This is a genomic window from Kineococcus deserti (assembly GCF_050871945.1).
Taxonomy (GTDB): Bacteria; Actinomycetota; Actinomycetes; order Actinomycetales; family Kineococcaceae; genus Kineococcus.
In genome coordinates this window covers 1-20905 of the sequence record NZ_JBJLSI010000054.1, presented here as the reverse complement: position 1 = coordinate 20905, position 20905 = coordinate 1, and the positions used below count along the sequence as shown (strand labels likewise).

The following is a 20905-nucleotide window of genomic DNA, read 5'->3' as shown; positions in this document are numbered from 1 at the left end:
AGCGCCTGGGCGTCTCGTACACCGACGTCGTCGAGTTCCTCGAGACCGACGGCCTGGGCAAGTTCGAGAAGAGCTGGACCGAACTCCTGCAGACCGTCACCGACGAGCTGGAGCGCGTGAAGACGCACGAAGCCGCCCGCTGACCACCTGCTATTTCCACAAGCGGAAAGATCGGCAGATCTTTGAGACGGATACCGCGCGTCAGAGATACATGGGTGCATCACAGTGATATCTCCAGACAAGAAGGGATCTACAGGATGACGACCGTTGAAGCGGTGCTTCGAGAAGACCCCAGTCAGGGCGATGGCGTCTTCATCGACGCCAATAGTCTCCAAGCGTGCGCTGAGCCTACTGACAACCAGGCGTTGCTGGGCTGGGTGCGTGAGATCGCCCGGCTGACCCAACCCGACGAGGTGGTCTGGTGCGACGGCTCGCAGGCCGAGTACGACCGGCTGTGCGCGCAGATGGTCGCGACCGGCACGCTGATCCGGCTGAACCCCGACCTGCGGCCGGGCAGCTTCCTGGCCCGCTCGGCCCCCACCGACGTGGCCCGGGTGGAATCGCGCACCTTCATCGCCTCCCACCGCCGCGAGGACGCCGGCCCGACGAACAACTGGCGCGAGCCCGAGGCGTTGCGCGAGGAGCTGCACGGGGTCTTCGCCGGCTCGATGCGCGGGCGCACGATGTACGTGGTCCCGTTCTCGATGGGCCCGGTGGGCGGGCCGATCTCCCAGCTGGGGGTGCAGATCACCGACTCCCCCTACGCCGTGGTCAGCATGCGGATCATGACCCGGATGGGCGCGCAGGCCCTGGCCGCGATCGGCGAGGACACCCCGTGGGTGCCGGCGGTGCACTCGGTGGGCTACCCGCTGATCGACGCCATCGGCCGGGCCCGCCCCGAGGTGCCCTGGCCGTGCAACGACCTGAAGTACATCGCCCACTTCCCCGAGACCCGCGAGATCTGGTCCTACGGCTCGGGCTACGGCGGCAACGCGCTGCTGGGCAAGAAGTGCTTCGCGCTGCGCATCGCCTCGGTCATGGCCCGCGACGAGGGCTGGCTGGCCGAGCACATGCTCGTCCTGAAGGTCACCTCCCCGCAGCAGCGGGTGTTCCACCTGGCCGCGGCGTTCCCCTCGGCGTGCGGGAAGACGAACCTGGCGATGCTGCGCCCGACGCTGCCGGGCTGGCGGGTCGAGACGATCGGCGACGACATCGCCTGGATGCGCCCGGCCCCGGACGGGACGCTGCGGGCGATCAACCCCGAGGCGGGGTTCTTCGGCGTGGCTCCGGGCACCGGCGCCTCGACCAACCCGACGGCGATGCAGATGCTGCGCGAGAACGTCATCTTCACCAACGTCGCGCTCACCGACGACGGGGACGTGTGGTGGGAGGGCATGACCGACGAACCGCCCGCGCACCTGGTCGACTGGCAGGGCCGGGACTGGACGCCGGACTCGCCGGGTCCGGCGGCCCACCCGAACGCCCGGTTCACCGTCTCCGCGGCCCAGTGCCCCACGATCACCGACCTCGACGAGCCGGCCGGGGTGCCGATCGACGCGATCCTGTTCGGCGGCCGGCGACGCACCAACGTCCCGCTGGTCGCGCAGGCCGGCGACTGGGGCCAGGGCGTGTTCATGGGCGCGGCGATCTCCAGCGAGCAGACCGCCACGGCCGAGGGCACCGTCGGGCAGTTGCGGCACGACCCGTTCGCGATGCTGCCCTTCACCGGGTACAACATGGGCGACTACTTCGCGCACTGGCTCTCAATGTCCGAGCGGGTCGAGCACCTCCCTGAGATTTTCGCAGTGAACTGGTTCCGCCGCGGCGACGACGGCCGGTTCCTGTGGCCCGGTTTTGGGGAGAACTGCCGGGTAATCGACTGGATTTGCCGGCGGCTGACCCGGACCGCAGGAGCTCAGTCCACGCCCGTCGGACTGGTCCCCCTCCCGGACGGCCTCAATCTCGCGGGCCTCGACGTTCCAGCGGGCGACCTCAACGACCTCTTCGCTGTCGATCCTCGGTCCTGGCTGACCGAGGTGGATGCACTGGGAACATACTTCGCCCGCTTCGGTGATCGACTGCCGCGTCCCATCAAGGACAATCTCGACAGCCTGCGCGCCCGACTCATGGCCTGACCAGGGCTGTGGGACTGATCGGCCTGTAGGACGCCGATGCTGCTTAGGTGTCTTTCGTTAAACCGCCCGAGGAACGTCGAGTACTTGCAAGGAGCCGCCTTCCGAGTTCGACAGCAGCGTCAACCGCTGGGGAACTACTCACTGCTGGGCTGGATGTGTGCATGTCCCCGTCAGGTCACGTCCGAGCGCGGGCGGTGGTCGACGGTGCCCAATCAGTGCAGGGGGGTGTCGGGCGGTATCAGGCAGCCCAGTGGTTAAGGAACCTCGCCACCATAGGTAGATCACGATCATCACGCCACGTCGCCACCAGTTCCAGGCAGGTCGAGGCATCCATGAACGGTCGATAGCGGACGACGTCTGGGCGGGTGCCGGCAGTGGCGGCGGGAACCACAGCACAGCCCAGGCCTGCGGCGACCAGGGCGATCATCGTCTGCACCATCCATAGGTCGTCCTGGATGACGCGTACCGGCGTCCCGCCTAGCAGGGTCGTGATGCGTTCACGCAGGCCGTCGTCGCCATAGCGGGCCGGCAGGAGGAGGTCTTCGCCGGCCAGATCGGCCACCGTGACCTCATGTACGGATTCGAACCGGTGGCCGGCCGGGACGGCGATCATGAGCGGCTCCACTGCCAGTACTCGTGAGCTCAGGTGGGCCCCGGCTGGGGCGGCGTAGAGGATCACGACGTCGAGGTCGCCTGTCTCGAGGCGGGCCAGTAGCTCCGGAGGCCGTCCCTCGACGAGAATGACCTCCAGCTCCGGCAGTGTGCTGCGCATGTGTCGCAGTACGTCCGGAAGTGGGCCGGCGGTCGCAGAGGGTACGAGGCCGACCCGCAGTCGCCCAGTGGTGCCATCGCGTGCCTGTCGGGCCGTGGTAGCAAGCCGTTCGTAGGCGGCCAGGATGCGGCGTGCCTCGGGTAGGAGTGCCTGACCGGCGGCGGTCAGCGTTGGCGTGCGGCCACTGCGGTCAAACAGGTCTGCACCCACCTCGCGCTCAAGGGTCCGCACCTGGGTCGACAGCGGCGGCTGGGCCATGTGCAAGGCCCGCGCGGCCGCGGTGAACGATCGCTCCTCGGCGACGGCGACGAAGTACTCGAGGCGACGCAGCGTCATACCTACAAGGTACCAAACACCTTTCAAGTGGATATTGGACGTATGGGCCGCCTCGACCGACACTGGACATCTCAGAGCCGAGGAGGCATCTCGTGGCATCCGACTCCGCCACCGCATTCGTCTACGACGCCGTCCGCACTGCGTTCGGGAAGTTCGGGGGAGCACTGGCGAAGACCCGTCCGGACGACCTGGCCGCAACCGTGGTGCGCGCTGTCGTGGACCGCTCGCCGAAGCTGCCCGCCGAGGCCGTCGACGAGGTCATCCTCGGCCTGGCCAACGGCGCCGGCGAGGACAACCGCGACGTCGCCCGCATGGCTGTGCTGCTCGCGGGCCTGCCAACGTCGGTGCCCGGGACGACGGTGAACCGGCTTTGCGGTTCGGGCCTCGACGCCGTGATCAACGGTGCGCGGGCGCTGGAGACCGGCGACGCGCAGGTGGTACTGGCCGGAGGCGTCGAGTCGATGTCCCGGGCCCCGTGGGTGCTGCCCAAACCGGACCGGGCCTTTCCCGCCGGCGACCTGGCCGCGGCCTCCACGACGCTGGGCTGGCGGCTGGTCAACCCGCGCATGCCGAAGGAGTGGACCGTCAGCCTGGGCGGCGCCAACGAACTGCTGCAGCAGAAGTTCGGCATCTCCCGGCAGCGGCAGGACGAGTTCGCGGCCCGTTCGCACCGCCTGGCCGACGCGGCGTGGACCGAAGGGTTCTACGACGACCTGATCGTCGCGGTCGACGGCGTGGAGCAGGGGCGCGATGAGGGCATCCGGCCGGGCACGACCGTGGAGCGGCTGGCGGAGCTGAAGCTGGCCTTCGACCCGCAGGGGACGATCACCGCTGGTAACGCCTCGCCGCTGTCCGACGGGGCCTCGGCGGTGCTGCTGGGCACCGAGGCGGCGGCCGCGACGATCGGGCGAGACCCGCTGGCCCGCATCGCCGGGCGCGGTGTCTTCGCCCTGGACCCGCGCGACTTCGGCTTCGCGCCGGTGGAGGCGGCCAACCGCGCCCTGGCTCGGGCCGGGATCGGCTGGGACCAAGTCGGGGCGGTGGAGCTCAACGAGGCCTTCGCCGTGCAGTCCCTGGCGTGCGTGGACGCCTGGAAGATCGACCCCGAGATCGTCAACACCTGCGGAGGAGCCATCGCCCTGGGCCACCCGCTGGGAGCCTCCGGCGGCCGCATCATCGGCACGCTGCTGGAACGGATGCGCCGCGACAGCATCCGCTGGGGAGTGGCCGCGATCTGCATCGGCGTCGGTCAGGGCCTGGCTGTGGTGCTGGAGAACGTCCTGGCCACCGAAGGGGCGAGCCGGTGAGCCGCACGCAGTTTCCCAAGGACGCCGACGCGGCCGTCGCCGACATCGCCGACGGAGCCACCGTTCTGATCGGTGGCTTCGGCGCCGCCGGCCAGCCCGTCGAACTCATCGATGCGTTGCTGCGGCAGGGCGCGAAGGACCTGACGGTGGTGAACAACAACGCCGGCAACGGCGACATCGGCCTCGCAGCGCTGCTGAAGGCCCGGCGGGTCCGCAAGATCGTCTGCTCCTTCCCGCGTCAAAGCGACTCGTGGGTCTTCGACGAGCTCTACCGGGCCGGGAGCATCGAACTGGAGCTCGTGCCGCAGGGCAACCTCGCCGAGCGGTTGCGCGCGGCCGGCGCGGGCATCGGAGCCTTCTACTGCCCGACCGCGGTCGGCACGCCACTGGCTCAGGGCAAGGAGAGCCGCGTGATCGACGGGCGGGAGTACCTGCTGGAGTACCCCATCCACGGCGACGTGGCGCTGGTGAAGGCGCACGTGGCCGATGCGATGGGAAACCTCGTCTACCGCAAGACCGCCCGCAACTTCGGCCCGGTCATGGCCGCCGCGGCTCGCCGGAGCATCGTGCAGGTCGACGACGTGGTGCCTGTCGGCGGGCTGGACCCTGAGCACGTGGTGACCCCGGCGATCTACGTCGACCAGGTCGTGCGAATCCCGCACCGGCGAGAGAGTCGCCCCAATACCCAGGAGCACCAGGAGGCCGTCGCGTGACCACCTCGATGATCGGAACGGTCGAACACCTCGACCGGGGGCCGCTGTCGAAGGACGAGCTCGCGGCGCGTGTCGCCCGAGACATCCCCGACGGCGCGTACGTGAACCTCGGCATCGGGCGGCCCACCCTGGTCGCTGACCACCTGTCGCCGGAGTCGGGCGTCGTGCTGCACACCGAGAACGGGATGCTGGGCATGGGACGGGCCGCCGTCGGTGACGAGGTCGACCCCGACCTGATCAACGCGGGCAAGATTCCCGTGGTCGAGACGCCGGGGGCGTCGTACTTCCACCATGCCGACAGCTTCGCCATGATGCGCGGTGGTCACCTCGACGTGTGCGTGCTCGGCGCGTATCAGGTCGCCGTGAACGGGGACCTGGCGAACTGGCACACCGGGGCCCCGGACGCGATCCCGGCGGTGGGGGGAGCGATGGACCTGGCCACCGGTGCTCGGGCGGTGTACGTGGTCATGCCCCTGGTTGGCCGCGACGGCACGCCCAAGCTGGTCCCGTCCTGCACGTACCCGCTGACCGGAGTCGGCTGTGTCTCCCGGGTCTACAGCGAGAGCGCGGTCGTGTGCCTGCGGGAGGGGTCGGTCGTGGTGGAGGAGACGTGGGGCACGAGCCTGCACGAATTGCGCGAACTCCTACCTGCGCTCGACCTCATCGCCCCCCAGTGACGACCTCAGCTCCCGTTACCGGGGAGGCCTCAAATCCTGGGCCTGCGCCGGCGCAGCGCATCCGGCGGCACCAGGATGCATGAGCAGACCGTGCCGACGCGGTTGGTGAGACGATCTAGACGTCGGGCCGACCCGCGATCTCATCGCGGCGGCACCTTCGTGATGCTCACTCCAGCTTGAACTGTCGCGTCCAACCCAACTGACGACTTTCCCTGATCGAGGTAGCTCCCTGCGTCCGAGAGGATGCGCCTCTCGTGGCCATGCCCACGACGATGCAGCAGACATGGTCGTCGCGCGGTGTGTCGCCCTGCCCTGCACCGTGCATATCCTCTGTGCCAGAGTGCGACCTACGGCCCCTCGTCCCGCCGCAGCTGCGGGCCCGGGTCATGGACCGTCACGGCGAAGGGGACGACCTGACGATTGATCACCCACACTGGACGGCCACGATGCACGGGGTTGGGGGGTAGACGGGTTCGTTCAGCGTTCACCTTGCTTGCTCCGGCAGATCCGTGCGCCGGCCACGGTAGTGGCCGGCGCACGCTTTCTGAGCGAACCGACGTGACCTTGAGTGCGCTTTAGCCGACTTCAGGCGAGCGCGGTGCGGCCCCGGTCAGAGCGTCCTGCAGCAGCTGCCTGATCCCGGCAGCGGTCACCTCTCGCGGGTTGGCATACGCGTTCTGGGTGGCGATTTCGACTGCCTTGTCGATGTCCCCAGCACCGAACCCGAGTTCGCTCAGCGAGCTGGGACCTCCCAGCCCGGTGCTGGTGTCCTTCAAGTGCTTGGCCGGGTCGTCAGATCCAGTCAGCCGGCGCAGCGTGTCCATGACTGCGGGAATGGCTGGCGCGTTATAGGCCAGGGCGTACGGCAGCACCACCGTGTGTGTTTCCGCGTGGGGAAGGTTGAAGGTCCCTCCAAGAGTGTGGCAGAGCTTGTGGTGCAACGACATGGTGGTCGCGCCCAGTACCGCGCCGCACAGCCACGCGCCCTGCAGAGCCTGGGCCCGGGCCTCGAGGTTGCTCGGGTCGTCGACGATGGTGGGCAGGGCGCCCAGGAGGTCTCGGATGCCGCCTTCTGCCATCAGCGACACGACGGGCGATCCGTCAGGAGCGTACAACCCCTCAACCGCGTGGGCGATAGCGTTGAAACCACTGGTCACAGACAGGGAGACCGGGAGGGTCGTGGTGAGCTCGGGGTCGTAGATGACGCTGCGCGGCAGGACTTTGGAGTCCTTGCCTGTCTTCTTCACTCCGTCGGCGGTCAGACCCCAGACGGGGGTCATCTCCGAGCCGGCGTAGGTCGTGGGCACGGCGATGATGGGCAGACCGTACTCCAGGGCGATGGCCTTGCCGAGGCCGGTCGTGGAGCCGCCGCCGACGGCAACGCATCCGTCGGCACCCAGCTGCACGGCCAGGTCGCGGGCGGCTCGTGCCGACTCGATCGGCACGTGCATCTCGGCCTTGGCGTGCACACCGGCGCTGAGCTGTCCCAGTGAGGCGGCCACCCGCTCGGCGAGGTCCTCCTGCTGAGGAGTGGCAAGCACGAGTACCTTCTGCAGGCCCAGTGCCTTGACTTCTTCGGCGACCCGATCTACCCAACCGGCTCCGAACTGCACGCGCATGGGCTGCTGCTGGTACAGGAACTGAATCATGGGATCGACGTCTCACTTTCAGGATCGGGGTTGAGAACCAGGTCGATGTGCGCTCGGCGGAACGGGACGGGTAGCCCCAACTCGCTGGCTTGGCGTTCGTCGTGGTCGTCGACGAAGCGGCGGACAAGCGAGGGCTTGACCGCGAAGACTGCATCGGAACTCAACCAGGGATCTTCTGCCACGAAAATGTGCGTGGTCAGTTCCTTGTAGCCGGGCGCGCTTACCTGGAAGTGGATGTGTGCCGGGCGGTTGGGGTGTCGCGACGATGCTCTCAGCAGCTCTCCGACCGGGCCGTCGGTGGGGATGGGGTAGAAGGATGGAACGATGCTGCGGAACCAGAAGGCGCCATCAGTGTCGGTGGTCAGCAGCGCGCGTCCATTGCCGATGCTCTGCCCGCTTTCAGGTTGCACATCGTAAAAGCCGTTGTCATCGGCCTGCCAGATGTCCACCTTCGCCCCGGCGATGGGGTCACCGGTCGTTGACAACACCTGGCCGGCTACCACGCACGCTGTGCCTACGCTCTCGGGTGAGATGTTGTCGCCGCAGTCTCGGGTGGGGGAGTCGACCATGTGGAAGGGACCCAGCACGGTGGAGTCAGTGGCCTCGGGGGTTTCCGCATCGTTGATCTCTTCCACCAGCATCGAGACGCCTAGAACATCGGACAGGAGGATGAACTCCTGCCGGGTGTCGGTACAGGTCTTCCCGGTACGTGTGAGGAAGTCGATCGCAGCTTCCCACTCCTCGATGCTCGGTGAGATCTCCTGGATGAACGCATGCAGGTGGGTGGTGAGACTTTGCAGTATGGACCTCAGCCGGGGGTCGGCTGTTTGCGCGAAACTGTCGACGACCTGGCTGGTCAGGGAGTCCTCAAGTTGTTCGACGTCCATGGCGAACCTTCCGTGGTGGCATTCTCGTGCCGGTCGGCCGGGTGCTTTGCGATGAGGTGGTTTCGGCGGCTGGCTCAGCTGCCGGCGGTACCGGATCGGCTGGCTCGCCGGATGAGGGCTGGCTGCCCTAGTGATGACCCGGAGCCCACGTCCGACTCGGTGTCGCTTGGTGCGAAGGCAGGTCGTGGGAGCGGCCCGTGATGAACCAGACGGCTACACAGTCCTCGTCGTAGGGGTTGCTCAGTCGATGAGGCACAGTGGAGTCGAAGTTGAAGCTGTCGCCAGCGGCCACGGTGGTGCGCTCGAACGCGACCTGAACATTCAGCCGCCCCCCAAGGACGTGCGCGTACTCCCACCCCTGATGGGTCATCAAGTCGTCGGCTGGGCAGGATTCGGTGCCGGGTTCGTAGGTGACGCGCAGGAACTCAACGAACCGATCCTCGTACGGGGTCAGCCGTTCCCATCGAACGCCGCGGGTGTAGAGCTCGGGTCGCTCGTCGGGATGCTGCAATCCGGGCACACCGGCAGCGCGCTGGCGCGTGATCGCAGTGACGGCCGCTGACTCGGGGGCGGGGGAGGTCGTCGAGCTCATCAGCTCGTCCAGTGACAGACCCAGCTCGGTCACGATGGTGAAGAGCGTGCCGATCGATGGCTGAGCACGTCCCAGCTCGATCTGCGACATGAAGCTAGGAGAAACCTCCACCCGGCGCGCCATCTCCCGCAGGCTCACACCGTGCGCTTCGCGGGCTGATCGGAGCCGAGCCCCTAGGTCGGAGGTGAGGAGACCCTGCCCACCAGTGTCGTCGGCCTCAGTCATCGGCGACCCTCCTCTCTCATCGTCTCCATCGCCGAGGTGTTAAGCGCCACCGTACACACCGTCCACCCTGACGTCGACAGGCCGGACCAATTGTCGATCCTCCGTCGGCCTCCACCGATTGATCAAGATCGGGTTTCGCAGCAGTTGACAGAGTGTCCTCTGTCACTGGACATTAGCAGCGCGTCAGGCGCCACAGGCGTGGGCAGGCCTGGCAGAGGCTCAACGTGGAGGTACCTCAGATGCATACCGAACTGACGGGCAAAAAGGTCCTGGTCTCCGGAGCGGGCACCGGCATCGGCCGCGCCACCGCGCTGGCCTTCGCCGCCGAGGGCGCCATCGTGGCCGCACTGGACATCGACCGCGCCGCCTTGGACGACCTGGCACAGCAGCCGTCGGCAGGTACGATCCAGCCGGTCTTGGCAGACCTATCTACCGACACGGGCTGCTCGCACGCGGTGGCGACGGCCTTGCAAGGCCTGGGTGGTCTGGATGTCCTGATCAACAACGTGGGCTCCGGCGCGGTGCGGGAGTTCGACGACATCACCGATGCCGACTGGCAGCGCACCTTTGACCTCAACTTCTTCAGCTACGTGCGCATCACCCGAGACTGCCTGCCGGTGCTGCGCGCATCTGACAGCGGCGTCATCATCAACAACGCCTCCGACCTGGCGCGACAGCCCGAAGCACTGCCGTTGGACTATGCGGCCAGCAAGGCCGCGGTCCTGGCGCTGACCAAGGGACTGGCCCGCAAGGAGGGACCCAGAATCCGGGTGAACGCGGTGGCTCCTGGACCCATCTGGACACCGTTTTGGACCAAGCCCGGTGGTTTCGCCGACACCATGGCCACGGTTCACGGGATGGAACCCCAGGCCGCCGTAGCGCATGAGATGTCGTTGCGTCAGCTACCCCTTAATCGACTGGGAACCGCCGAGGAGGTGGCCAACGTGATCGTCTTCCTCGCCAGCGGCCTGGCCGGATACGTCACCGGATCTGTCTGGGGTGTCGACGGCGGCTCCATCCGCTCGCTGCTGTGACACACCGCCCAGCGCCGGTGTCGCCTCGGGGCGACACCGGGTATGCCATATCCCACCGAGCCGAGGAAGCATCGATGAGCCAGGCCACCCAGAACGAGCCACCCAACGTCGATGACGGCACCAACGTCGACCGCACGGACGGTGATCGCACGAACGGTGATCGCAAGAACGCTGACGGTGAGGACACCGCACAGCTGCTCGAGCTGGAGCGCCGACGGTTCGAGGCCGTGGTGCAGGGCGACTTCGACGCCTTCGCGCGGTACTGCCATCCCGATCTCGTCTACACGCACACCAACGGTGGAACGGACAGCCTGTCCTCCTACCTGCAAAAGTGCCGCGACGGCGTCTTCGTCTACCACTCCATCGAGCACCCGGTTGATCGAGTGGTTCTTGCTGGGGACACCGCTCTAGTGGTGGGACAGATGCAGGCGCAGTTGAGCATCAACGGAGTGGACAAGACCTTGGACAACTACTCGCTGGCTGTCTGGGTGCGCACCAAGGACGGTTGGAAGCTGCTGGCCTACCAGCCGACGCCCAAGCTGCCGGCTGGCTGAACGCTTGGAGGGCGCGGAGGTGCAAGCAGTCAGCCCGTGGTGAAGCCAGGGCCGACAAGGCGGCAAGCAAGGCAGGCGTCTGTGCAGGCGAAGACCGCGCAGGCGACCGGCAGCGTCTCCCCCTTCAGGCGGGACGCTGCCTGAACCCGCTGGAAGGAGGCGCGTCCAGGCTCGAGGTCGCCGCCGGCCACGTTCCGGAGCGGGCGGTCGTCGTCGAGTCCCGGACCGTTAGGCTGACCGGGACGCGGATGGAGTGACGGCGCGGATCATCAGGTGCGCGCAGAATGCCCAGCAGCATTCGGGCCGCTTCGGCGCCCATGGTGTAGTGGTCTACCTTGACGGTCGTTAGCGCCGGGCTCACCAGGTCAGAACCGTTCTGGTCGCTGTAGCCGACGACGCTGATGTCCTGGGGGCAGTACAGGCCGCGGTCGCGCATCGTCCGGTAGCAGCCGTAGGCCAGTAGGTCGTTGAACGCGACCACCGCGGTGAACTGGGTCCCGCTGTCGAGTAGGGAGGCAAGTCCGGCAGCACCGGCGTCAGCGCTGAGGTGATCGACCGTCGCTATCAGGGCCGGATCCATAGGCAGGTCGCGTTCGAAGAGGGCCTCACGGTAGGCCCGCAGCCTGGCCACAGAGGTGCTGATGTTGGCCGGCCCCGCCACATGAGCGATGCGTCGGTGCCCCAGGGCGTACAAGTGCTCGATCACCGCGTGCATGCCGGCGGAGTCGTCACTGAGGACGCTGGCGGCGCCAGCCTCATTGGGGGTGCGCACGACGAAGACGGTCGGGGCAACGGCCGGATACTTGTCGTTTTCGGCTTCTGGCCCGGTAAGGGCTGTCGCCACGATCAGTCCGTCCACTTGCCGGGAGCGCAAAGTCGCCAACCGGGCCAGTTCACGCTCACGGTCGTTGTCGGTGTTGACGATGAGCGCGGTGTACCCAGCCTGGGACATCACATCGTCGATGCCCAGTAGGACGGGGGGAAACAGGGGAACCGACAGATCACCGACGATGACACCGATCGTCGACGACTTATTCGTGGCCAGGCCTTGAGCCATCTGATTGGGGCTGTAGCTCAGTTCGGCTGCCGCGGCCAGCACACGGGCCACCGTCTCCGGGCTCAGCCGGGAGCGGGTGTGCTCGTTGAGCGCTCGCGACGCCGTCGCTGGGTGGACGCCGGCCAGTTCCGCAACGTCGCGCAATCTTGGTCGCATCGCCTCTCCTTCATCAGTGCCGGATGAGTGTGACGGCATCCAGGCTGGTCATGCAAGAGCTTGACAACCGCTTGCACAGACTCCACGATAGCGGAGCGGTCGCAGTCGCCGGATGGTCCCTCATCCGCAGCACGCAGACCGTAAAACGCGCTCAATGCTGAGAAACGATCACCGCTCCAGAGTCTACCGCTATGCAAGCGCTTGCCAAGATGGGCTAGCTCAGGCGGTTCTCACGTCCATACGACCGCCGCGCGCGGTCCGTCACAGACAGGGCCACTATGAAGATCGCCAACGACGTCGATGCCTCCCCCTGTGTCCGACCCGGTACCGGCCAGCGGCGGCCTGCTTCGGCGCGCCTGATCAGCCGGCGAGCTGCTGCGTTGGGACTGAGCCTGGCCCTTGGCGTCAGCCTGGCGGCCTGCAACCGCAGCAGTGACTCGGCCACCGGATCTGGTGGCGACAAGATCGGCTTCTCCGCGGCCGTGCTGGACAACCCCTTCACTGTGCAGCTGGTGGACACGGTGCAGTCGCAGGGCGCGGCTGGTGGATTCGACATGCAGCAGACGACCAACGCCAACGGCGACACCGGCAAGCAGATCACCGACATGAACACCCTGGTGACTCAGCAGGTCGCCGGCATCTTCTTGATCCCACGCGACTCCGATGCGATCGTGCCCGGCGTCGAGGCGGCGAACAAGGCGGGCATTCCGGTCGTCACCGTGGACACCGCCGCCAACGGCGGTGACATCTACATGAACATCCGCGCCGACAACGTCGCCATGGGAGCCAGCGTGTGCGACTCGCTCGGGGCGGCGATCGGCGGGCAGGGGACCGTGCTGGAGCTGCAGGGCGACCTCGGCACCTCCAGCGGCGCCGACCGTCACCAGGGGTTCGCCGACTGCATGGCCCAGAAGTACCCGGGCGTGCAGATCATCGCCCGCCCCACGGACTGGGAAAGCGCCAAGGCTGCCGACGCAGCGCAAACGGTCCTGAGCACCACCGACGTCAACGGGGTCTTCCTGGCTAGCGACTCGGTGATGCTCGACGGCGTCACTTCGGTGATGAAGAACCTCGGCAAGTACCTTCCGGCTGGCCAGCCCGGACACATCTCGATGGTCTCGATCGACGGCTCGGGCCCCTCGCTGGCGGCAATCCGCACCGGTGAGCTCGACGCTGTCGTATCCCAGCCGATCAACGACTACGCCAAGTACGGGGTCTCCTACATGAAGGATGCAATCGCGGGGAAGACCTACGCGGTAGGCCCGACCGACCACGGCAGCCAGATCGTCGAGTACAAGGGCAACTTGGCCGACATGCTGCCCTCGCCGGTGGTCACCAAGGCCAACGTGGACGACAGCACGCTGTGGGGCAACGCGAGCAAGTAGGGGCCGGCGAAGCCTGCGCACCGCCATCTGGATCAGCCGGGCCAGCCATCCGCCAGGCTGCGCGCGATTCACAAGAGCACGGCACCCGGCGACCAAGCCGCGCAACAGCGGTGGCACTGGCGGGCAAGGGATCGACGAGAGCAATCCGCCGAAGGACCGATTCGACGAAGAACCGTGACGACAGGGAAGGCCCATCCGATGCAGGACGAGGATCTCGCCATCAAGATCCGCGATGTGCGCGTGACCTTCGGTTCGACCAAAGCGCTCGACGGGGTCGACCTGAGCGTGCGCCGCGGCGAATCCCACGCACTGCTGGGGCGCAACGGTGCCGGGAAGTCGACGTTGATCAGTGTCTTGACGGGACTGACCGAACCTACCAGCGGTTTGGTGGAGATCGCCGGCGCCGACGAGGAGCCGTACCCGTCCGGTTCGCCCGCGGGCCTGGCCTGCGTCTACCAGAAGAGCACCCTGATCGACGGATTGACCGCCGCCGAAAACATCAGCCTGGCGGCGTACCCGCTGCGGCGAGGCATGGTCGACTGGCCGCAGATGAAAGCGCGAGGACGTGACCTGCTCGGTGACTGGGGTTTCGCGCGCCTGATCGACCGGGAGGTCGGCGAGCTGGCCCCCCTGGAGCGCAAGGTCGTGGAAGTCTGCCGTGCGATGTCGCAGGGTCCGCGCATCCTGCTGCTGGACGAACCCACCGCCGGACTGGACGACGGTGCCTGCCAGGAACTGTTCGCTCAGATCGACCAGGCCCGTCAGCGGGGTGTGACCATCGTCTACGTCTCCCACCACCTCGACGAGGTGTTCCGGGTCTGCGACGCCGTGACCATCTTGCGCGATGGCCGGACGGTCAAGCAGTGCAGCACCGCCGAGATCAACACCGGACAGATCGTCGACGTCCTCAGCGGGGGCACCGGTGAGCACACGGCCGCCCGCCGCAGCCACACCACGACTCACACCACCCTGCCCGCTGATGCGCCGGTGGTCCTGCAAGCCGACAGTGTCCAGCTCACGGACCGCTCCGCCCCGATCACCTTGTCCATGCGACGAGGCGAAGCGGTCGGATTGACCGGCCTGGATGGAGCCGGTCACGTTCAGCTGGCGCAGGCGCTGGCCGGTCAACTGCCCTTCGCCGGTGGCGAGGTGCGCGTCGACGGTCGCCGTCTGCGCCCAGGCAACATCGGCAACGCCATCGACGCCGGTGTCGGTTTCGTACCCGAGGACCGTCACGTGAACGGCTTCGCGCCAGAGCTGTCGGTGGAGGAGAACGCCACGCTCAGCGTCCTGAACAGGCTGCGCGGCAAGATGGGGCTGCTCGACCGCAGGGCCCGCCGCCAGCGGTACCTGGAGCTGTCCCAGACCTGGGCGATCAAGGCCGCCAGTGCCGACCAGGCAGTGCAAGAGTTGTCCGGCGGCAACCAGCAGAAGGTCGTCTTGGCCCGCGCGCTGGCAGCAGATCCGCACCTTCTGGTCCTCATCCATCCCAGCGCCGGCGTCGATGTGACGGCCAAGGACTCCATCTACGCCTCGATCCGTCAGCAGCAAGACGAGGGCTGCGCGGTGCTGGTGGTCTCCTCCGACGACGACGACCTCGAGGTCTGCGACCGGGTGCTGGTCATGTACAAGGGCGCCCTGCACGCCGAGCTGGCCCGTGGCTGGCAAGAGCGTGACCTCGTGGCCGCCGTGCAGGGCTCGGACACCCCCGCCGTGCCCAGCGACTCACCGAGCCGGGCCGCTGCCGGCTCGCCGCACGGCTCACCCACCTGCTGAGGGCGGTGGGCCGGCGGCCCAGCAGTTCCTCACCACCACGCTTCGGCATGAACCACCCGCCCAGGGAAGGACCAAGACCGTGACCGCATCGACCATGGCGACGACGTCGCCGAGCACGCCTCCGTCCACGGCTCGAGAACGGCGAGGGCTGCGCGGCAACCGGGAATTGGCCCTCTTGCCGGCCATCTTGCTCGTGGTCGTGCTGGGCTACATCCTGTCGCCGAACTTCCTGACGGTGAACAACCTCATCAACAACGTCCTGGTCACCAGCGCCGTCCTGGGCATCCTGGTACTGGCCGAGACCGTGATCCTCATCTCTGGCTACTTCGATCTGTCGCTGGAGTCCACCGTAGGTCTGGCTCCCATGGTGGCCGTCTGGCTCGTGCTGCCCGCCGCCGCTGGCGGAAGCGGCCTGGAACTGAGTGCCTGGTTGGCCATCCCCGCGATGCTGGTCCTGGCCGTGGCGATCGGGCTGTTCAACGGCACCATGGTCGCCAAGCTCCGCCTCAATGCCTTCATCGTGACCCTGGCGATGCTCATCCTGCTGCGCGGTGTGACCGTCGGTATCGCCGGTGGTCAGACGTTGTCGGGTCTGCCCAGCGCCTTCCAGTGGCTGGGCAGCGCCAAACTATTGGGCGTCTCAGTCCAGGTCTGGATCTTCGTCCTGGCCTTCGTCGTCGCCTACCTGTTCATGCGCAACCATCCCACCGGTCGGCGTATCTACGCGATGGGGGGCAACAGCGCCGCAGCCGCGGCCGCCGGGGTCCGCACGCAGCGGTTGACCATCGGTGTGTTCGTCGTGGGCTCGCTGCTGGCCGGCATCGCCGGCCTCATGCTCACCGGTCGCATCGCCTCGGTCGCCTCCAACCAGGGGGACGGCATGATCTTCACGGTCTTCGCGGCTGCCGTCATCGGGGGCATCAGCCTCAACGGCGGACGCGGTTCCATGCTGGGCGCCTTCAGCGGTGTCATCCTGCTCGGCCTCATCCAGAACATCCTGGTCCTGTCCAGCGTCCCGTCCTTCTGGATCGACGCGGTCTACGGCCTGATCATCCTGGCGGCTCTCGTGCTCAACCACTTCGCTGGCTCCTCGCGCGGCACCCGTCGTGACTGAGCGCCACGTGCCCGCTTCGCTCGACCCCCTCTGGAGGAACCCCGAGATGAACCTGAATCACGACGAGACCACGGTGGGAGCAGTCGTGGTCCGCAAGGACGCCCAGGGCGCCATCCACGCGGCCTACGAGAGCGTGCAGCGCCGAGCCGTCGGACCGGATGAACTTCTCATCGCCCCCGCCTACATGGGCATCTGCGGAACGGACGTGGAACAACTGCACGGCCGGATGCCCGAGACGTTCGTCATCAACTTCCCGCACACTCTGGGCCACGAGTGGTCAGGCACTGTCGCCGCGGTCGGGGAGGCCGTCACCGGCTTCGCCGTCGGTGACCGGGTACTTGGACACGGCCACCTGGGGGGCAACGACTGGTTCGGTGTGACCCACGACGGTGCCATGGCCGATGAGTTCACGGTTCCCGCGCGCATGTGCTTCCCGATCCCTGACAGTGTCAGCACCAAGACCGCCGCGGTCATCGAACCCTTCGTCTGCGTCTTCACCGCACTACGCAAGATCGGCGGAGTCACCGCAGGCGACGTCGTCCACGTCTACGGGCTGGGAGCGATCGGCCTGTCCGCCGTCATCCAAGCGCACGTCGCCGGCGCCACGGTCGTCGCCTTCGACCCCAGCCCGCTGCGGCGTGAGCTGGCCGAAAAGCTGGGCGCGCAGCTGTCGGTGAACCCACTCGACCCCGAGCCGTTGGCCGACCGGGTCGCCGCCGAGATCGGCCGGCCTCTCGCAGACATCGTGGTCGAGGCGTCCGGTGTCCCATCCGCGCAATCCATGGCGCTGGAAAGCGCCGACGACGACGGCCGTGTCCTGCTGATGGGTGTCTCCACGCCGCGCCACGAGCCCGCACGCCTGGGCCTGGTGCAGCAGCGCAACCTGACCGTCACCAGCTCGACCGGTGCGCCGCCGCCGGTGTGGCCGGCGGCCATCCGTTACGTGGAGAAGGCCGGGATCGATCTTCGGCCGCTGGTGTCCTCGGTGTACCCGCTGACGCAGGCGGCCGAGGCGATCGAGGCCGCCCAGAAGCCTGGGCAGGAAGTCAAGGTCTTGCTGACCCCTGACGCCGCATTGGCTAGCGGCAGCCAGACCTGATGCACGCCGACAGCGACGTCGAGCACGTCATCCTCGGACTGGAGGACGTCCGGTATGCAGCTCTGGTGCGCGCCGACTACGACGCCTTCGCCGACTTGTGCCATCCGGACCTGCTGTACACGCATGCGACCTCCGTGGTCGACACCCTCGACAGTTTCCTGGAGAAGTGCCGCAGTGGGTGGTACGACTACCACCGCCTGGATCATCCGGTCACTCGCATCACCGTTCTTCCTGACGTCGTGCTGGTATTCGGGCAGATGATCGGTGAAGTGACCGCCGGCGGGACGCGCAAGCAGTTGCACAGCCGGACCTTGGCCGTCTGGTCCCGACACCAGGAGCGGTGGAAACTGCTGGCCACGCAGTCCACCGGGCTGCCCGACGTTTCGCCGGTGCCGCGTCCGCTCGCGCGGGTCGGCTCCCAGGAGGACGGGGCGCTGCTCCGTCAGGAAGGCAGGACCGCATGAGACTGCAGGGCAAGGTCGCCATCGTCACCGGCGCATCGCGCGGTATCGGCCTGGCCACGGCCAAGCTCTTCGCTGCCGAAGGCGCGCTCGTGTACGGGACAGACATCTGCCTGTCGAGCGACGTGGAGGAGAACGACGAGGCCAAGGGCATAACCTGGTTGCAGCACGACATCACCCAGGAGCAGTCCTGGCGTGAGGTGGTCGCGCAGGTCCTGCAGGCTGAGGGGCGAATCGACGTCTTGTTCAACAACGCCGGTGGTGTGGGTTCCTACGAACCGATCCACTCCATCGCTCTAGCAGACTGGCACCGCATCATCGATCTGAACCTCAACGGCGCCTTCTATGGCATCCGGCACGTCGTGCCGGCGATGCAGGCTCAGCACAGCGGATCGATCATCAACGTGTCCAGCATCTGGGGCATCGCCGGGGCCGCGGGCGTGGCGGCCTACACCGCCAGCAAGGGCGCCGTGCGGCTCATGAGTAAGAACGCGGCATTGTCCTACGTTCAGGACGGGATTCGTGTCAACTCCGTCCATCCTGGCATCATCGCAACTCCCATGATCGACGCACAGGACGACGGGGTCACGGCGGGCGTCGTCGAGGCGACGCCGATGAAACGCCTCGGCCGCCCTGAAGAGATCGCCTACGGAGTCCTCTTCCTGGCCAGCGACGAGTCGAGCTACATGACGGGAGCAGAACTCGTCATTGACGGTGGGTACACGACTCCGTGAGGTTCACCGCCTTGTCACCGTCTTGTCACCGTCGTGGCGATATCTCAGCGCGGTCCACCTTCGGAGACTGCAGCCAACGCCGAAGCCCCGTGATCGGGAGGGCGGTCGCAGTGCAGGAAGGGGCCGCCGCGCACGTGCATCAGATCACCATGCGGCGTGGTCGATCCGGCTTCAAAGCGGGCAACCATTGACGGAGCACGCGCCGTCACCCACCCTGACGAGTTACCTTCTGGACAACGAAAGAGCCCCTCAACATGAGCACGAACATCACTAACCGCGAGTTGTTGGCTACCTGCTGGACGTGGGCTGGTGACGCCCGCCCCTCGCGCGGTGACGAACGATCCCCGCACGACATTCGGGAGCGTCTGGCCGCGGTGTCCGACGCCGGCTGGGAGGGGATCGGTCTGCACCACGCTGATCTCTTCTCACTGGGGGACAGCATGGGGTACCCGGCATTGAACGAGATGATCAAGGAGTACGGGATCTCTCGTGTGGAGGTGGAATTCCTCAGCAACTGGTGGACGCACGGGGCGCTGCGGGATGCCTCTGATGAGGTGCGCCGGCGGCTTTTCGAAGCAGCGCCACAGCTGGGGGTGACGACCATCAAGGTCGGAGCCGAGCTGCAGTCGTTCGGCGTCGAACAGCCGGTCACGCTGGAGCGCTTCGCCCAGGCTTTTGACGCTCTGGCCACCGACGCCGGTGACCACGGGGTCCGCGTAGCGATGGAGCCGATGCCGATGTCGAACGTGCCGACGCTGCAGGCGGGCGTAGAGCTGGTGCGAGAGGTTGGCAACGTGCACGGCGGCCTGGTGGTGGACACCTGGCACGTGGCCCGAGGCGGCACGAAGATGGATGAGCTCACTGCCCTCCTCCCGCTCGAGCACGTCTTCGTCGTCGAGCTCGACGACGCCGACGCCGAGGTCGTCGGCTCGCTGTGGGACGACACCTGCGACCGTCGACGCCGCCCAGGTGACGGGGACCTGGACGTTGCGGGGTTCGTCGCTGCCCTGCATCAGGTGGGCTGGCGCGGCCACTGGGGTGTGGAGATCATCTCCGAGGAGCAGCGGACGACTCCGCTGCGCGAGGCGGTTCAGGTCACACGCGACAAGACCCTCGCCGTCATCGATGCCGCAGAGGCGTTGCTGCCGTGATCACCCTTCGCGGCGATGCTGCTCTCGGCTGCTGGCGCAGTGCCGCCTGCGAGCTGCAGAAGGCGGTTCGATGATTGACTGGACCATCCAGGTTCCCGACCAGGTCGTCGTCACCGGCACCGCCAGCGGGCTGGGACAAGAGGTGGCGCGCCTGTTGACCGACCTAGGAGTGCGCGTTTACGGCGTCGACGTCGCCACTGCGGCAGACGACCTCGGCAGTCGCGACACCTTCACGCAAGTCCATGGCAGCGTCACCGACTCCCGCACCTGGCAGAGCGTCATGCACGAAGTGCAGGCCGATGCGGCAGGGGGAACGGTGCGCTCACTCGGCTTCGTCGGCGCGGCCGCCGTCCTCGACGTGGGAGTCCTCGACACTGAGGACCTCGCCCTGTGGCGCAAGGCATGGGAGATCAACGTTCTGGGCAACGTGATGGCCTTGCAGGCGCTCCTGCCGCTGCTCAGCCGGGCTGACCATGCCGCGGTCGTGGCCGTCAGCAGCGTCAATGCCACCTTCGGGGAGCAGCAGCTGGCCGCGTACTCCTCCTCGAAAGCAGCGCTGACCGGTGCCATCCGGACCATCGCCCTGGACTACGCCCGAAGCGGAGTGATCATCAACATCCTGGCTCCAGGCCCCATGCGGGCCGGGCTCTTCGAACGCCACCTCGCATCGGCGGCCGACCCCGCCAAGTTTTTGGCGACGCGTGAAGCTCGGCAACCGATCGGCAGGATCGTGGGAGCTGACGAGGTGGCCCGCGCGGCGCTGTTCCTGCTGACCCCGGCCGCATCGGCAGTCTTCGGCAGCACCGTCACGGCCGACGGAGGATTGACTGCAGGGTTCGACTTTCGGACCGGCGAGGAAGGCTCCTCCGCATAGCCACTTGCGGGCTCGAGGCAGAACCTAGGTGCCGCTCGCGCCCGCCGGCTGACCTTGGCTGGTGAGCGGCCACGTCAGCCGGTGGCGCGCCTAGCTGTACCCAGCCATCACGTTGGTGACAGGCGGCTGACCGGCGGCAGGCCACCGAGGGCGCTGTGACGGCGTTGAGTGTTGTAGCGCTCCAGCCAGGGAGCAAGGGCCGCGGCCCGCTCAGCGT

General features: G+C 67.2%; 20 protein-coding genes. 14 read left to right on the top strand and 6 right to left on the bottom strand.

What is annotated here, in order from left to right:
- Nucleotides 1-257: 257 nt before the first annotated feature.
- Entirely contained in the window at nt 258-2135 is a 1878-nt protein-coding gene (locus ACRYR2_RS24175) for a phosphoenolpyruvate carboxykinase (GTP) (protein ID WP_432565481.1), read from the top strand.
- A gap of 238 nt (nt 2136-2373) precedes the next feature.
- Here the strand turns inward: ACRYR2_RS24175 and ACRYR2_RS24170 are convergent, their stop codons facing one another.
- On the bottom strand, nt 2374-3243 hold the full coding sequence (locus ACRYR2_RS24170) for a LysR family transcriptional regulator (RefSeq protein ID WP_432565479.1): 870 nt from the start codon (nt 3241-3243) through the stop codon (nt 2374-2376).
- A 92-nt stretch (nt 3244-3335) separates the two neighbouring features.
- Between ACRYR2_RS24170 and ACRYR2_RS24165 the strand changes: the two genes are divergently transcribed.
- From ACRYR2_RS24165 to ACRYR2_RS24155, 3 genes are read left to right on the top strand one after another with little or no spacing between them, the layout of a single operon-like run.
- Nucleotides 3336-4550 (top strand): thiolase family protein, encoded by a 1215-nt coding sequence (locus ACRYR2_RS24165; RefSeq protein ID WP_432565478.1) that lies wholly within the window; start codon nt 3336-3338, stop codon nt 4548-4550.
- On the top strand, nt 4547-5263 hold the full coding sequence (locus ACRYR2_RS24160) for a 3-oxoacid CoA-transferase subunit A (RefSeq protein WP_432565477.1): 717 nt from the start codon (nt 4547-4549) through the stop codon (nt 5261-5263). The genes ACRYR2_RS24165 and ACRYR2_RS24160 overlap by 4 nt, the downstream gene beginning before the upstream one ends.
- An 8-nt stretch (nt 5264-5271) precedes the next feature.
- A complete protein-coding gene (locus tag ACRYR2_RS24155) occupies nt 5272-5940 on the top strand; it encodes a 3-oxoacid CoA-transferase subunit B (protein ID WP_432565487.1) in 669 nt (222 codons plus the stop codon).
- A gap of 575 nt (nt 5941-6515) precedes the next feature.
- Here ACRYR2_RS24155 and ACRYR2_RS24150 read toward each other — a convergent pair.
- The 3 genes from ACRYR2_RS24150 to ACRYR2_RS24140 all read right to left on the bottom strand — a co-directional run bounded on the left by ACRYR2_RS24150 (nt 6516) and on the right by ACRYR2_RS24140 (nt 9293).
- Complete coding sequence (locus tag ACRYR2_RS24150; RefSeq protein ID WP_432565476.1) at nt 6516-7589, bottom strand: maleylacetate reductase; 1074 nt, start codon at nt 7587-7589, stop codon at nt 6516-6518.
- Nucleotides 7586-8476, bottom strand: a complete 891-nt coding sequence (locus ACRYR2_RS24145) for a dioxygenase family protein (RefSeq protein ID WP_432565474.1) — start codon at nt 8474-8476, stop codon at nt 7586-7588. Before ACRYR2_RS24145 ends, ACRYR2_RS24150 begins: the two co-directional genes overlap by 4 nt.
- A gap of 127 nt (nt 8477-8603) precedes the next feature.
- Nucleotides 8604-9293, bottom strand: a complete 690-nt coding sequence (locus ACRYR2_RS24140) for a helix-turn-helix domain-containing protein (RefSeq protein ID WP_432565472.1) — start codon at nt 9291-9293, stop codon at nt 8604-8606.
- Between the two features lie 239 nt (nt 9294-9532).
- On the opposite strand from ACRYR2_RS24140, the gene ACRYR2_RS24135 reads away from it, so the two are divergent.
- Both ACRYR2_RS24135 and ACRYR2_RS24130 read left to right on the top strand, forming a co-directional pair.
- Entirely contained in the window at nt 9533-10327 is a 795-nt protein-coding gene (locus ACRYR2_RS24135) for an SDR family NAD(P)-dependent oxidoreductase (protein WP_432565470.1), read from the top strand.
- A gap of 74 nt (nt 10328-10401) precedes the next feature.
- Nucleotides 10402-10881, top strand: coding sequence for a nuclear transport factor 2 family protein (locus tag ACRYR2_RS24130; RefSeq protein ID WP_432565468.1), 480 nt, complete (start codon nt 10402-10404; stop codon nt 10879-10881).
- Between the two features lie 124 nt (nt 10882-11005).
- Here the strand turns inward: ACRYR2_RS24130 and ACRYR2_RS24125 are convergent, their stop codons facing one another.
- Nucleotides 11006-12094, bottom strand: coding sequence for a LacI family DNA-binding transcriptional regulator (locus tag ACRYR2_RS24125; protein WP_432565466.1), 1089 nt, complete (start codon nt 12092-12094; stop codon nt 11006-11008).
- 278 nt (nt 12095-12372) lie between these two features.
- Between ACRYR2_RS24125 and ACRYR2_RS24120 the strand changes: the two genes are divergently transcribed.
- From ACRYR2_RS24120 to ACRYR2_RS24085, 8 genes are all read left to right on the top strand, one after another.
- Nucleotides 12373-13479, top strand: a complete 1107-nt coding sequence (locus ACRYR2_RS24120; protein WP_432565464.1) for a sugar ABC transporter substrate-binding protein — start codon at nt 12373-12375, stop codon at nt 13477-13479.
- 174 nt (nt 13480-13653) lie between these two features.
- Nucleotides 13654-15255, top strand: a complete 1602-nt coding sequence (locus ACRYR2_RS24115; RefSeq protein ID WP_432565462.1) for a sugar ABC transporter ATP-binding protein — start codon at nt 13654-13656, stop codon at nt 15253-15255.
- A 94-nt stretch (nt 15256-15349) separates the two neighbouring features.
- A complete protein-coding gene (locus ACRYR2_RS24110) occupies nt 15350-16369 on the top strand; it encodes an ABC transporter permease (RefSeq protein ID WP_432565485.1) in 1020 nt (339 codons plus the stop codon).
- A gap of 46 nt (nt 16370-16415) precedes the next feature.
- Entirely contained in the window at nt 16416-17468 is a 1053-nt protein-coding gene (locus tag ACRYR2_RS24105; RefSeq protein WP_432565460.1) for a zinc-dependent alcohol dehydrogenase, read from the top strand.
- Nucleotides 17468-17932, top strand: a complete 465-nt coding sequence (locus tag ACRYR2_RS24100; protein ID WP_432565458.1) for a nuclear transport factor 2 family protein — start codon at nt 17468-17470, stop codon at nt 17930-17932. The genes ACRYR2_RS24105 and ACRYR2_RS24100 overlap by 1 nt, the downstream gene beginning before the upstream one ends.
- Complete coding sequence (locus tag ACRYR2_RS24095) at nt 17929-18663, top strand: SDR family NAD(P)-dependent oxidoreductase (RefSeq protein ID WP_432565456.1); 735 nt, start codon at nt 17929-17931, stop codon at nt 18661-18663. Before ACRYR2_RS24100 ends, ACRYR2_RS24095 begins: the two co-directional genes overlap by 4 nt.
- Nucleotides 18664-18917: 254 nt before the next feature.
- Entirely contained in the window at nt 18918-19814 is an 897-nt protein-coding gene (locus ACRYR2_RS24090; RefSeq protein WP_432565454.1) for a sugar phosphate isomerase/epimerase family protein, read from the top strand.
- A 70-nt stretch (nt 19815-19884) separates the two neighbouring features.
- On the top strand, nt 19885-20688 hold the full coding sequence (locus ACRYR2_RS24085) for an SDR family NAD(P)-dependent oxidoreductase (RefSeq protein WP_432565453.1): 804 nt from the start codon (nt 19885-19887) through the stop codon (nt 20686-20688).
- Nucleotides 20689-20795: 107 nt separating this feature from the next.
- Here ACRYR2_RS24085 and ACRYR2_RS24080 read toward each other — a convergent pair.
- On the bottom strand, nt 20796-20905 hold a 110-nt coding region (locus ACRYR2_RS24080; RefSeq protein WP_432565483.1), incomplete at its 5' end, for an integrase core domain-containing protein.

Excerpts from the sequence above, each read along its gene's own strand:
- ACRYR2_RS24170 (WP_432565479.1), bottom strand. The coding sequence starts at position 3,243 with ATGACGCTGCGTCGCCTCGAGTACTTCGTCGCCGTCGCCGAGGAGCGA.
- ACRYR2_RS24120 (WP_432565464.1), top strand. The coding sequence starts at position 12,373 with ATGAAGATCGCCAACGACGTCGATGCCTCCCCCTGTGTCCGACCCGGT.
- ACRYR2_RS24125 (WP_432565466.1), bottom strand. The coding sequence starts at position 12,094 with ATGCGACCAAGATTGCGCGACGTTGCGGAACTGGCCGGCGTCCACCCA.
- ACRYR2_RS24100 (WP_432565458.1), top strand. The coding sequence starts at position 17,468 with ATGCACGCCGACAGCGACGTCGAGCACGTCATCCTCGGACTGGAGGAC.
- ACRYR2_RS24135 (WP_432565470.1), top strand. The coding sequence starts at position 9,533 with ATGCATACCGAACTGACGGGCAAAAAGGTCCTGGTCTCCGGAGCGGGC.
- ACRYR2_RS24130 (WP_432565468.1), top strand. The coding sequence starts at position 10,402 with ATGAGCCAGGCCACCCAGAACGAGCCACCCAACGTCGATGACGGCACC.
- ACRYR2_RS24175 (WP_432565481.1), top strand. The coding sequence starts at position 258 with ATGACGACCGTTGAAGCGGTGCTTCGAGAAGACCCCAGTCAGGGCGAT.
- ACRYR2_RS24150 (WP_432565476.1), bottom strand. The coding sequence starts at position 7,589 with ATGATTCAGTTCCTGTACCAGCAGCAGCCCATGCGCGTGCAGTTCGGA.
- ACRYR2_RS24095 (WP_432565456.1), top strand. The coding sequence starts at position 17,929 with ATGAGACTGCAGGGCAAGGTCGCCATCGTCACCGGCGCATCGCGCGGT.
- ACRYR2_RS24155 (WP_432565487.1), top strand. The coding sequence starts at position 5,272 with ATGATCGGAACGGTCGAACACCTCGACCGGGGGCCGCTGTCGAAGGAC.
- ACRYR2_RS24145 (WP_432565474.1), bottom strand. The coding sequence starts at position 8,476 with ATGGACGTCGAACAACTTGAGGACTCCCTGACCAGCCAGGTCGTCGAC.
- ACRYR2_RS24140 (WP_432565472.1), bottom strand. The coding sequence starts at position 9,293 with ATGACTGAGGCCGACGACACTGGTGGGCAGGGTCTCCTCACCTCCGAC.
- ACRYR2_RS24085 (WP_432565453.1), top strand. The coding sequence starts at position 19,885 with ATGATTGACTGGACCATCCAGGTTCCCGACCAGGTCGTCGTCACCGGC.
- ACRYR2_RS24105 (WP_432565460.1), top strand. The coding sequence starts at position 16,416 with ATGAACCTGAATCACGACGAGACCACGGTGGGAGCAGTCGTGGTCCGC.
- ACRYR2_RS24110 (WP_432565485.1), top strand. The coding sequence starts at position 15,350 with ATGGCGACGACGTCGCCGAGCACGCCTCCGTCCACGGCTCGAGAACGG.
- ACRYR2_RS24090 (WP_432565454.1), top strand. The coding sequence starts at position 18,918 with ATGAGCACGAACATCACTAACCGCGAGTTGTTGGCTACCTGCTGGACG.